The 13,057-nt window shown below is 52.8% G+C and carries 6 protein-coding genes, 1 tRNA gene and 3 rRNA genes; 8 read left to right on the top strand and 2 right to left on the bottom strand.

Features of this window, described 5'->3' with window-relative positions; all coding sequences use genetic code 11:
- Positions 1-11 precede the first annotated feature (11 nt).
- Together raiA and bamD are read right to left on the bottom strand one after the other, a co-directional pair.
- The gene (gene raiA / locus PAT9B_RS15360) at positions 12-338 is read right to left on the bottom strand and encodes a ribosome-associated translation inhibitor RaiA (RefSeq protein ID WP_013510195.1); all 327 of its coding nucleotides are present in this window, start codon (positions 336-338) and stop codon (positions 12-14) included.
- 268 nt (positions 339-606) lie between these two features.
- Positions 607-1,338 (bottom strand): outer membrane protein assembly factor BamD, encoded by a 732-nt coding sequence (gene bamD / locus PAT9B_RS15355; RefSeq protein WP_013510194.1) that lies wholly within the window; start codon positions 1,336-1,338, stop codon positions 607-609.
- 130 nt (positions 1,339-1,468) lie between these two features.
- On the opposite strand from bamD, the gene rluD reads away from it, so the two are divergent.
- From rluD to PAT9B_RS15315, 8 genes are all read left to right on the top strand, one after another.
- Positions 1,469-2,449: a 23S rRNA pseudouridine(1911/1915/1917) synthase RluD gene (gene rluD, locus PAT9B_RS15350; RefSeq protein ID WP_013510193.1), complete on the top strand. Its 981-nt coding sequence runs from the start codon at positions 1,469-1,471 to the stop codon at positions 2,447-2,449.
- Positions 2,446-3,174 carry a purine nucleoside phosphorylase YfiH gene (gene yfiH, locus PAT9B_RS15345; protein WP_013510192.1) on the top strand — a complete coding sequence of 243 codons (729 nt, stop codon included), beginning with the start codon at positions 2,446-2,448 and terminating at the stop codon, positions 3,172-3,174. The genes rluD and yfiH overlap by 4 nt, the downstream gene beginning before the upstream one ends.
- Positions 3,175-3,300: 126 nt before the next feature.
- A complete protein-coding gene (gene clpB / locus PAT9B_RS15340; protein ID WP_013510191.1) occupies positions 3,301-5,874 on the top strand; it encodes an ATP-dependent chaperone ClpB in 2,574 nt (857 codons plus the stop codon).
- Between the two features lie 448 nt (positions 5,875-6,322).
- Positions 6,323-7,865 (top strand): 16S ribosomal RNA (locus PAT9B_RS15335).
- A gap of 90 nt (positions 7,866-7,955) precedes the next feature.
- Positions 7,956-8,030, top strand: a tRNA-Glu gene (locus PAT9B_RS15330).
- 214 nt (positions 8,031-8,244) lie between these two features.
- Positions 8,245-11,146, top strand: a 23S ribosomal RNA gene (locus PAT9B_RS15325).
- 221 nt (positions 11,147-11,367) lie between these two features.
- A 5S ribosomal RNA gene (rrf, locus tag PAT9B_RS15320) occupies positions 11,368-11,483 on the top strand.
- Together the 16S, 23S and 5S rRNA genes with 1 tRNA gene alongside form the textbook arrangement of a ribosomal RNA operon.
- A gap of 260 nt (positions 11,484-11,743) precedes the next feature.
- On the top strand, positions 11,744-13,048 hold the full coding sequence (locus tag PAT9B_RS15315) for an MFS family transporter (RefSeq protein WP_013510190.1): 1,305 nt from the start codon (positions 11,744-11,746) through the stop codon (positions 13,046-13,048).
- Positions 13,049-13,057 lie beyond the last annotated feature (9 nt).

Below are 13,057 nucleotides of genomic sequence, written 5' to 3'. Positions count from 1 at the left end.
AAAATTGACGATTATCCTGCTGGCGTAAAATCTTTCACACTGGTGGTGGCGCGACGCGCTTCAGGTTTGTGTTGCGCTTTATTGAGCTGTCGCTCCAGCTTGGCAATCAGGTCGTTGATTGCGGTGTACATATCATCATGTTTCGCGCTGGCGACCAGCGTGCCGTTTGGCGTGTTAATCGTGGCGTCGGCCACAAATTCTTTCGGCTCTTTCGATAACACAATGTGCGGATTTATCAGGTGAGTTTGCCATTTTTCCAGCTTGGCGAGACGGTCTTCGACATGGTTGCGGATAGCCGCAGTGATTTCCATTTGTTTACTGGTAATGTTCAGAATCATCATTCAAACCTCTCTGTCATTTCCGTCTGGGTAGGTCCAGCATACCGCGGAAACCGGGAAAATGTGTGATCAAGATCACGTAAAAATGTCACTTTTTGTCAATGCCAACAAATTGTGAGAAAGGCTGGGAAAGTGGCGGAAAAAGCTTGAAGCGTGGGGATGAACCGGGCAAGATTGACGAGTTAACTGAGGTGGAAAATCATTTTTTTGTCTGATTTTTCGCCAAAAAAAAGCAGCCGGTGAAGGCTGCTTTTTTATTTGCTACAAATCAGGCGTGATTGGCGGCGATGATTTTTGCCACTTTATCGGCCTCTGCAGTCAGCTGCAGTTGGCGATAGGCATTTTCCATCAGCGGCAACGCTTCATGAGTGGCTTGCGTGTCCGGGTAATCCTTCATCATCCCTTCTACACGGTTAACAACAGCGACATAAGCCCCGCGCTTGGTATAGAATTGCGCCACTGAAAGTTCATACTTCGCCAGGCGCTCTTTCAGGAACACCAGGCGTTTCTGCGCATCGGCGGCATACTGGCTGTTCGGGTAACCTCGCAGCAGTTGGGAGAAGTCGCGGAATGCATCACGGGCGTGAGTCGGATCGCGATCGGAACGATCAATACCGAAGAAGCCCTGCAGTGCGGAGTCATCCAGCGCCATATCCGTCAGACCTTTCATGTAAATGACATAGTCGATGTTCGGATGGGTCGGGTTGAGACGCATAAAGCGGGCAATAGCGGCTTGCGCCAGCGGCAGATCGGCATTTTTGTAATACGCGTAGATCAAATCCAGCTGTACCTGCTGAGAATACGGGCCGAACGGATAACGGTTATCCAACGCTTCCAGTTGCTTAATCGCCGCTTTAAAGTTACCGTCCTGCAGTTTTTGCTGAGCTGTGGCGTAAATCTCAGACGGCGGGCTGTCCGGTACTGTGTCCTTAGAACCGGAGCAACCCACCAGTGCCAGGCTCAGTGTGGCAGCAGCCACCAGATGTTTCATACGCGTCATGACGAAATGATTATCCTCAAAGTGTTATGGCGGAAGCTGTCCGTGTAGCTCCCGGTAATGACCAGGTACGATAGCACATTATATTAAACGGCATCGCCGTGAAAACCCAACGTTAACGAAGAAGCTGTATATGGCACAACAAGTTCAACTCACCGCAACGGTGTCCGAAGCACAACTTGGACAACGCTTAGATCAGACTTTGGCGGAATTGTTCCCTGATTATTCACGTTCTCGCATAAAAGAATGGATCCTCGAGCGTCGCGTCAGTGTCAACGGCACCGTCATCGACAAACCGAAAGAAAAAGTTCTGGGCGGCGAGCAAGTGTCGATCAGCGCTGAGATCGAAGAAGAACAACGCTGGGAAGCGCAAAATATTCCGTTGAATATTGTCTATGAAGACGACGATATCATCGTCATTAATAAACCCCGCGACCTGGTGGTGCACCCTGGAGCAGGCAATCCGGATGGTACGGTGCTGAATGCGCTGCTTTACCATTACCCGCCGATCGTGGATGTACCACGCGCGGGGATTGTCCATCGCCTGGACAAAGACACCACCGGGTTGATGGTGGTGGCAAAAACCGTTCCGGCGCAAACGCATTTGGTGGAAACGCTGCAATTGCGTGAAATCACCCGTGAGTACGAAGCGGTAGCGATTGGCACCATGACGGCAGGTGGGACGGTGAATGAGCCGATGGCACGTCACTCCACCAAACGTACCCATATGGCGGTACATCCTATGGGCAAACCGGCGACCACGCATTATCGCATCATGGAACATTTCCGTGCGCACACCCGTTTACGCCTGCGTCTGGAGACGGGCCGTACACACCAGATTCGTGTGCATATGGCCCATATCAACCATCCGCTGGTGGGCGATCCGCTGTACGGTGGCCGTCCTCGCCCGCCGAAAGGTGCTTCTGACGCATTTATCGAGACGTTGCGCGGATTCGACCGTCAGGCGCTGCACGCGACGATGTTGCGCCTCTATCACCCGATTACCGGGATTGAGATGGAGTGGCACGCCCCGCTGCCGCAAGACATGGTTGATCTGATTGACGCCCTGAAAGCGGATACCAACATGTTCCGCGATCAGTTGGATTGGTTATGAGTGACCTGATCATCCCGGACTGGCCAGCACCGGCTGGCGTTCGGGCATGTTCAACCCTGCGTCACGGCGGGGTAAGTCTCGCCCCCTGGCATTCACTGAATCTCGGCAATCATGTGGGTGACAGTGAAAATCATGTGAACCTCAATCGTCAGCGTCTGGTCGAGCTGGCGCAATTGCCGGCAATGCCGCAATGGCTTAATCAGGTTCACGGCCAGGAGGTGGTGCGCTTACCCCATAGCAAAACGATTCCTGATGCTGACGCTGCGATCACCCGTGAAGCGGGTGTGGTTTGTGCGGTTATGACGGCGGATTGCCTGCCAGTGTTATTTTGCTCTTATGATGGCCGCGAAGTCGCCGCCGCGCATGCGGGCTGGCGCGGTTTGTGCCAGGGTGTGCTGGAGCAGACGCTGGCGCAGTTTCACTGTCCACCCGATGAGATACATGCGTGGCTGGGACCCGCCATTGGCCCGCAGGCGTTTGAAGTGGGTGCAGAAGTGCGGGCAGCATTTATGGCGCAGGATGTGCGTGCGGATGCGGCATTTAGCCCGGTGGGTGAAAAATATTTTGCCGACATCTGGTTACTGGCGCGTCAGCGTCTGCAAGCCGCAGGCGTGCACTCCATCAGTGGTGAACAGCGCTGCACCTGGCATGAAAACGACGATTTTTTCTCCTTCCGACGCGATCGCATCACCGGGCGTATGGCAACTTTGATTTGGCTGAGATAACCTTACGCCACAAGACGATCCAGTTAGCGTATTTTTTGCTCACAACTCAGGTCATTAACCTTGAAAAATTTGAGGGATGACCTCATTTAATCTCCAGTAGCATTTTGACCTGTAATGGGAGGAATCATGCGTCTGGATCGTCTTACTAACAAATTCCAGCTGGCCTTGGCCGATGCACAGTCCCTTGCTCTGGGACACGATAATCAATTCATTGAACCCCTTCATGTGATGAGCGCCTTGCTTAATCAGGAAGGCGGATCGGTGCGTCCGTTGCTCAGCGCGGCGGGTGCCGATGTAGCTGGGCTACGCACCAGCATTGAACAGGCTATTAACCGATTACCACAAGTTGAAGGCACTGAGGGCGATGTCCAACCGTCCGCCGATTTGGTGCGCGTACTCAACCTGTGCGACAAGCTGGCGCAAAAGCGCGGCGATAATTTTATTTCATCTGAATTATTTGTTCTGGCGGCCCTGGATTCACGTGGTTCGCTGGCTGATTTACTTAAGTCTGCTGGCGCAACCCCGGAAAAACTCGCTAAGGCCATCGAGCAATTGCGAGGGGGAGAAAACGTGAACGATCAAGGGGCTGAAGATCAGCGCCAGGCATTAAAAAAATACACTATCGATCTGACTGAGCGTGCGGAATTGGGCAAGCTCGATCCGGTGATCGGTCGCGATGAAGAAATTCGCCGTACCATTCAGGTGCTGCAACGTCGTACCAAAAATAACCCGGTGCTGATTGGTGAACCGGGGGTGGGTAAAACCGCGATCGTCGAAGGTTTGGCTCAGCGCATCATTAATGGTGAAGTACCGGAAGGGCTGAAAGGCCGTCGGGTGCTGGCACTGGATATGGGTGCGCTGGTAGCGGGCGCGAAATACCGTGGTGAGTTTGAAGAACGTCTGAAAGGCGTGCTCAACGATCTGGCGAAACAGGAAGGGAACGTCATCCTGTTTATTGATGAGCTGCATACCATGGTCGGTGCCGGTAAAGCCGATGGTGCTATGGATGCGGGCAATATGCTGAAACCCGCGTTGGCTCGCGGAGAGCTTCATTGTGTCGGTGCCACAACCCTGGATGAATATCGCCAATACATCGAAAAAGATGCGGCGCTGGAACGTCGTTTCCAGAAAGTGTTCGTGGCTGAGCCGAGCGTTGAGGACACCATCGCTATTTTGCGTGGCCTGAAAGAACGTTATGAATTGCATCACCATGTGCAAATTACCGATCCGGCGATTGTGGCAGCGGCTACGCTTTCGCATCGCTATATTGCAGACCGTCAGTTGCCAGATAAAGCCATCGACCTGATTGATGAGGCGGCTTCCAGCATTCGTTTGCAAATTGATTCGAAGCCGGAACCCCTCGATCGACTTGACCGCCGTATTATCCAGCTCAAGCTGGAGCAACAGGCGCTGAAGAAAGAGTCTGATGATGCCAGTGTTAAACGGCTGGAGATGCTCGAAACCGAACTCGACCAGAAAGAGCGTGAATACGCCGAGCTGGAAGAGGAGTGGAAAGCAGAAAAAGCCTCCCTGACCGGTACGCAGAATATCAAGGCTGAACTGGAGCAGGCTCGATTGTCGCTGGAGCAGGCGCGTCGTGTGGGTGATCTGGGGCAGATGTCGGAATTGCAGTACGGCAAAATCCCGGCACTGGAAAAACAACTGGCCGCGGCGACACAGTCAGAAGGCAAAACCATGAAACTGTTACGCAACCGCGTAACTGATGTGGAGATTGCCGATGTGCTGGCACGCTGGACCGGCATTCCGGTGGCACGCATGATGGAAGGTGAGCGCGATAAGTTGCTGCGGATGGAGCAGGAGTTGCACGCGCGTGTCATCGGTCAGGATGAAGCGGTGGAAGCGGTCTCGAACGCGATTCGTCGTAGCCGTGCTGGTCTTTCCGATCCCAACCGGCCAATTGGTTCCTTCCTGTTCCTGGGGCCAACCGGTGTGGGTAAAACCGAGCTGTGTAAGGCGCTGGCAAATTTCCTGTTCGACAGTGACGATGCCATGGTGCGTATCGATATGTCCGAATTTATGGAGAAACATTCGGTATCGCGTCTGGTGGGCGCGCCTCCGGGATATGTCGGCTATGAAGAGGGTGGCTATCTGACCGAAGCCGTTCGTCGTCGTCCTTATTCGGTGATTCTGCTGGATGAGGTCGAGAAAGCGCATCCGGATGTATTCAACATTTTGTTGCAGGTGCTGGATGATGGTCGCTTAACTGATGGCCAGGGGCGGACGGTCGATTTCCGTAACACCGTGGTGATCATGACTTCGAACCTGGGTTCTGATTTGATTCAGGAACGCTTTGGCGCGCTGGATTATCCTGAAATGAAGGATCTGGTGATGTCGGTTGTTGGGCACCATTTCCGTCCGGAGTTTATTAACCGTATTGATGAAGTCGTGGTATTCCATCCGCTGGGTGAAAAACACATTGCTTCTATTGCGCAGATTCAGCTGCAACGGTTGTATAAACGTCTGGAGGAACGTGGCTACCAGCTGCACATTTCCGATGAGGCCATTCGGTTGTTGGGTGAGAACGGTTACGATCCGGTTTACGGTGCGCGGCCACTCAAACGCGCTATCCAGCAGCAGATTGAAAACCCGCTGGCACAACAGATCCTTTCTGGTGCGCTGGTTCCGGGTAAAACCATTGAGATGGATGTCAAAGATGACGCGATTGTCGCGCATCAATAAATAAGATAATGACGCTAACGGGCCTGCGGGCCCGTTTTTTATGCCTTTTGCACCGGATTCTGCTGCATTTCTCAACGAAATGGCTGAAAAATGAGCGGTCGCGCAAAAAGTTTAAATTAGCGCTTGTCAGTCAGAATTATCTCCCTATAATGCGCCTCCACTGACACGGCAAAGCGGCAACGCAGACGGTCAGCGAGGGACGAAGTGATTCATCCCGCCAGAGAAAAATCTCGAAAAAGGGATTGACTCTGAAGGAGGAAAGCGTAATATACGCCACCTCGCGACAGACGGTTAACCCGCTGTTCGCACTGCTCTTTAACAATTTATCAGACAATCTGTGTGGGCACTCGCAGGATTGATATCAAAAGTCTACGGACTTAAAAAATATCAAGTCTCAAGAGTGAACACGTAATTCATTACGAAGTTTAATTCTTTGAGCATCAAACTTAAATTGAAGAGTTTGATCATGGCTCAGATTGAACGCTGGCGGCAGGCCTAACACATGCAAGTCGAACGGTAGCACAGAGGAGCTTGCTCCTTGGGTGACGAGTGGCGGACGGGTGAGTAATGTCTGGGGATCTGCCCGATGGAGGGGGATAACTACTGGAAACGGTAGCTAATACCGCATAACGTCGCAAGACCAAAGTGGGGGACCTTCGGGCCTCACACCATCGGATGAACCCAGATGGGATTAGCTAGTAGGTGGGGTAACGGCTCACCTAGGCGACGATCCCTAGCTGGTCTGAGAGGATGACCAGCCACACTGGAACTGAGACACGGTCCAGACTCCTACGGGAGGCAGCAGTGGGGAATATTGCACAATGGGCGCAAGCCTGATGCAGCCATGCCGCGTGTATGAAGAAGGCCTTCGGGTTGTAAAGTACTTTCAGCGGGGAGGAAGGTGTTGAAGTTAATAGCTTCAGCAATTGACGTTACCCGCAGAAGAAGCACCGGCTAACTCCGTGCCAGCAGCCGCGGTAATACGGAGGGTGCAAGCGTTAATCGGAATTACTGGGCGTAAAGCGCACGCAGGCGGTCTGTCAAGTCGGATGTGAAATCCCCGGGCTTAACCTGGGAACTGCATTCGAAACTGGCAGGCTAGAGTCTTGTAGAGGGGGGTAGAATTCCAGGTGTAGCGGTGAAATGCGTAGAGATCTGGAGGAATACCGGTGGCGAAGGCGGCCCCCTGGACAGAGACTGACGCTCAGGTGCGAAAGCGTGGGGAGCAAACAGGATTAGATACCCTGGTAGTCCACGCTGTAAACGATGTCGACTTGGAGGTTGTGCCCTTGAGGCGTGGCTTCCGGAGCTAACGCGTTAAGTCGACCGCCTGGGGAGTACGGCCGCAAGGTTAAAACTCAAATGAATTGACGGGGGCCCGCACAAGCGGTGGAGCATGTGGTTTAATTCGATGCAACGCGAAGAACCTTACCTGGCCTTGACATCCACGGAATTTGGCAGAGATGCCTTAGTGCCTTCGGGAACCGTGAGACAGGTGCTGCATGGCTGTCGTCAGCTCGTGTTGTGAAATGTTGGGTTAAGTCCCGCAACGAGCGCAACCCTTATCCTTTGTTGCCAGCGATTCGGTCGGGAACTCAAAGGAGACTGCCGGTGATAAACCGGAGGAAGGTGGGGATGACGTCAAGTCATCATGGCCCCTTACGGCCAGGGCTACACACGTGCTACAATGGCGCATACAAAGAGAAGCGACCTCGCGAGAGCAAGCGGACCTCATAAAGTGCGTCGTAGTCCGGATTGGAGTCTGCAACTCGACTCCATGAAGTCGGAATCGCTAGTAATCGTAGATCAGAATGCTACGGTGAATACGTTCCCGGGCCTTGTACACACCGCCCGTCACACCATGGGAGTGGGTTGCAAAAGAAGTAGGTAGCTTAACCTTCGGGAGGGCGCTTACCACTTTGTGATTCATGACTGGGGTGAAGTCGTAACAAGGTAACCGTAGGGGAACCTGCGGTTGGATCACCTCCTTACCTGAAGATACCTTCCTTCGAAGTGCTCACACAGATTGTCTGATGAAAACGTAATGAGCAAGACGGCTGCGAAGTCGTGACATTTCATGTGTCCCCTTCGTCTAGCGGTTAGGACTCCGCCCTTTCACGGCGGCAACAGGGGTTCGAATCCCCTAGGGGACGCCACTTGCTTGGTGACAGGTGAAAGGTGTCGCTGCTCAGTATCTCAAAACTGGCTTACGAGTCATGTTTGAGATATTTGCTCTTTAACAATCCGGAACAAGCTGAAAATTTGAAACGACACGTTGTTTCATTTCTCCGTAATAAGAAATGAAAGCGATGTGTTCGAGTCTCTCAAATGCTTGCAGTCTGCATGCGTGAAAACGCCTGTGGGTTGTGAGGTTAAGCGACTAAGCGTACACGGTGGATGCCCTGGCAGTCAGAGGCGATGAAGGACGTGCTAATCTGCGAAAAGCGTCGGTAAGGTGATATGAACCGCTACAGCCGACGATGTCCGAATGGGGAAACCCAGTGCACTTGTGCACTATCGTTAACTGAATACATAGGTTAACGAGGCGAACCGGGGGAACTGAAACATCTAAGTACCCCGAGGAAAAGAAATCAACCGAGATTCCCCCAGTAGCGGCGAGCGAACGGGGAACAGCCCAGAACCTGAATCAGTTTGTGTGTCAGTGGAAGCGTCTGGAAAGTCGCAGGGTACAGGGTGATACTCCCGTACACGAAGATACACATACTGTGAGTTCGATGAGTAGGGCGGGACACGTGGTATCCTGTCTGAATATGGGGGGACCATCCTCCAAGGCTAAATACTCCTGACTGACCGATAGTGAACCAGTACCGTGAGGGAAAGGCGAAAAGAACCCCGGCGAGGGGAGTGAAACAGAACCTGAAACCGTGTACGTACAAGCAGTGGGAGCCTACTTGTTAGGTGACTGCGTACCTTTTGTATAATGGGTCAGCGACTTATATTCTGTAGCAAGGTTAACCGTATAGGGGAGCCGCAGGGAAACCGAGTCTTAATTGGGCGTTAAGTTGCAGGGTATAGACCCGAAACCCGGTGATCTAGCCATGGGCAGGTTGAAGGTTGGGTAACACTAACTGGAGGACCGAACCGACTAATGTTGAAAAATTAGCGGATGACTTGTGGCTGGGGGTGAAAGGCCAATCAAACCGGGAGATAGCTGGTTCTCCCCGAAAGCTATTTAGGTAGCGCCTCGTGAATTCATCTCCGGGGGTAGAGCACTGTTTCGGCTAGGGGGCCATCCCGGCTTACCAACCCGATGCAAACTACGAATACCGGAGAATGTTATCACGGGAGACACACGGCGGGTGCTAACGTCCGTCGTGAAGAGGGAAACAACCCAGACCGCCAGCTAAGGTCCCAAAGTCATGGTTAAGTGGGAAACGATGTGGGAAGGCCCAGACAGCCAGGATGTTGGCTTAGAAGCAGCCATCATTTAAAGAAAGCGTAATAGCTCACTGGTCGAGTCGGCCTGCGCGGAAGATGTAACGGGGCTAAACCATGCACCGAAGCTGCGGCAGCGACACTATGTGTTGTTGGGTAGGGGAGCGTTCTGTAAGCCGTTGAAGGTGGACTGTGAGGTCTGCTGGAGGTATCAGAAGTGCGAATGCTGACATAAGTAACGATAAAGCGGGTGAAAAGCCCGCTCGCCGGAAGACCAAGGGTTCCTGTCCAACGTTAATCGGGGCAGGGTGAGTCGACCCCTAAGGCGAGGCTGAAAAGCGTAGTCGATGGGAAACAGGTTAATATTCCTGTACTTGGTGTTACTGCGAAGGGGGGACGGAGAAGGCTAGGTTATCCGGGCGACGGTTGTCCCGGTTTAAGCGTGTAGGCATGTGTACCAGGCAAATCCGGTGCGCTTTATGCTGAGGCGTGATGACGAGCCACTACGGTGGTGAAGTAACTGATGCCCTGCTTCCAGGAAAAGCCTCTAAGCTCCAGGTAACACGAAATCGTACCCCAAACCGACACAGGTGGTCAGGTAGAGAATACCAAGGCGCTTGAGAGAACTCGGGTGAAGGAACTAGGCAAAATGGTGCCGTAACTTCGGGAGAAGGCACGCTGGCATTAGGTGAAGGGACTTGCTCCCGGAGCTGAAGCCAGTCGAAGATACCAGCTGGCTGCAACTGTTTATTAAAAACACAGCACTGTGCAAACACGAAAGTGGACGTATACGGTGTGACGCCTGCCCGGTGCCGGAAGGTTAATTGATGGGGTTATCCGTAAGGAGAAGCTCTTGATCGAAGCCCCGGTAAACGGCGGCCGTAACTATAACGGTCCTAAGGTAGCGAAATTCCTTGTCGGGTAAGTTCCGACCTGCACGAATGGCGTAATGATGGCCAGGCTGTCTCCACCCGAGACTCAGTGAAATTGAAATCGCTGTGAAGATGCAGTGTACCCGCGGCAAGACGGAAAGACCCCGTGAACCTTTACTATAGCTTGACACTGAACATTGAGCCTTGATGTGTAGGATAGGTGGGAGGCTTTGAAGCGTGGACGCCAGTCTGCGTGGAGCCAACCTTGAAATACCACCCTTTAATGTTTGATGTTCTAACGTAGGCCCGTAATCCGGGCTGCGGACAGTGTCTGGTGGGTAGTTTGACTGGGGCGGTCTCCTCCCAAAGTGTAACGGAGGAGCACGAAGGTTGGCTAATCCTGGTCGGACATCAGGAGGTTAGTGCAATGGCATAAGCCAGCTTGACTGCGAGAGTGACGGCTCGAGCAGGTGCGAAAGCAGGTCATAGTGATCCGGTGGTTCTGAATGGAAGGGCCATCGCTCAACGGATAAAAGGTACTCCGGGGATAACAGGCTGATACCGCCCAAGAGTTCATATCGACGGCGGTGTTTGGCACCTCGATGTCGGCTCATCACATCCTGGGGCTGAAGTAGGTCCCAAGGGTACGGCTGTTCGCCGTTTAAAGTGGTACGCGAGCTGGGTTTAGAACGTCGTGAGACAGTTCGGTCCCTATCTGCCGTGGGCGCTGGAGAATTGAGGGGGGTTGCTCCTAGTACGAGAGGACCGGAGTGAACGCACCACTGGTGTTCGGGTTGTCATGCCAATGGCATTGCCCGGTAGCTAAGTGCGGAAAAGATAAGTGCTGAAAGCATCTAAGCACGAAACTTGCCCCGAGATGAGTTCTCCCTGACCCCTTGAGGGTCCTGAAGGGACGTTGAAGACGACGACGTTGATAGGCCGGATGTGTAAGTGCAGCGATGCATTGAGCTAACCGGTACTAATGACCCGTGAGGCTTAACCTTACAACGCCAGAGGCGTTTTGGTTGAGAGACGCAAAGAATTTTCAGCATTGTTCAAACGGATTACGTTGTGTCCTCGGAGTCAAGTCCGAAGGATTTTGCGCTGAAGCAAGGCGGCAAATGAGACGATACGAAGGAGCATACATGAGTATGTGACGGAGTAGCGCGAATGCAGCCAACGCAGCAGCAGTGCAAAAGACACAGGACAGAGCACAAAGAATTTGCCTGGCGGCTGTAGCGCGGTGGTCCCACCTGACCCCATGCCGAACTCAGAAGTGAAACGCCGTAGCGCCGATGGTAGTGTGGGGTCTCCCCATGCGAGAGTAGGGAACTGCCAGGCATCAAATAAGTGAAGAAGCCCTGAACGAAAGTTCAGGGCTTTTTTACGTCTGCAAATCCCGTAGCGGCGCGATTTATCGCGCGCTTTTAAGCCACGGCACGGTAAATCTGCGCGATAAATCGCGCCGCTACAAAGGTCATGTGAATCAGAAAAAAATCACGCATTTTTCCCTCCAGGCATTAATCCGGTTCACTTCACCGGCCAACAAGTGCTTTACTGAATTCTTTAGCGTTGATTATTCGCAAGGAAAAGAGGTAAAGATGACAGACTCTCTACAACAAAAAGTGGTACAGCACGACACGACGGCCATTAGCAAACAACGTATCTGGGCGATTGTTGGCGCTTCTTCTGGCAACCTGGTTGAATGGTTCGATTTCTACGTTTACTCCTTCTTCTCACTCTATTTTGCCCATATCTTTTTCCCATCGGGCGATACCACCACCCAACTACTGCAAACCGCAGGTGTCTTTGCTGCTGGCTTCTTAATGCGTCCTATTGGTGGCTGGTTATTTGGTTATATTGCCGATCGCCACGGACGCAAAAACTCCATGCTGATCTCGGTTTGCATGATGTGTCTCGGCTCACTGGTGATTGCCTGCCTGCCCGGCTACGCGGATATCGGCATCGCCGCGCCGGTGATCCTGCTGCTGGCCCGCATGTTCCAGGGGTTGTCCGTTGGCGGCGAATACGGCACCAGTGCAACCTATATGAGTGAGGTCGCGCTTGAAGGGCGGAAAGGTTTCTATGCATCATTCCAGTATGTGACCTTGATTGGCGGTCAACTGTTGGCCGTGCTCACCGTCGTGGTGCTACAGCTGCTACTCAGTGACGAACAGTTGCACAATTGGGCCTGGCGTATTCCTTTCTTCCTCGGTGCCTTGCTGGCGGTAGTCGCGCTGTGGCTACGCCGCTCCCTCAATGAAACTTCGGAGAAAAAACACCGTGAGCATCGTGATGCCGGCAGTATCCTGGGATTGCTGCGTAACCACTCGCGCGCCTTTCTGATGGTGCTGGGATTTACCGCTGGCGGTTCACTCAGCTTCTATACCTTCACCACTTACATGCAAAAATATCTGGTCAATACCGCAGGAATGGATGCTCGTTCGGCGAGTGGCTTGATGACTGGTGCATTGTTGGTATTCATGTTGATTCAACCCATTATTGGTGCGCTCTCGGACAAAATTGGTCGTCGCGCCTCAATGATGATCTTTGGCGCGGGTGCAGCCATTGGTACCGTGCCGATCCTGACGTTACTGCAAAATGTGCAGAGTGGCTGGCTGGCGTTTGTGCTGGTCATGCTGGCATTGATCATCACCAGCTTCTACACCGCCATTAGCGGTATTCTGAAGGCTGAAATGTTCCCACCCGAAGTGCGGGCGCTGGGGGTCGGGCTATCCTATGCGGTGGCGAATGCTATCTTTGGCGGTTCAGCTGAGTATGTGGCGCTATTGCTGAAAAAAGAGGGGGTTGAGACCAGTTTCTTCTGGTATGTGTCAGTGATGGGGGCATTAGCCTTCTTGGTTTCACTGATGCTGCATCGTAAAGGGAAAGGCATCGCGTTATAAAAGAGGGCC

It is taken from the genome of Pantoea sp. At-9b (genome assembly GCF_000175935.2).
Classification (GTDB): Bacteria; Pseudomonadota; Gammaproteobacteria; order Enterobacterales; family Enterobacteriaceae; genus Pantoea.
Note: the sequence above shows the minus strand (reverse complement) of the source record. Positions and strands in the feature narration are given on the sequence as shown.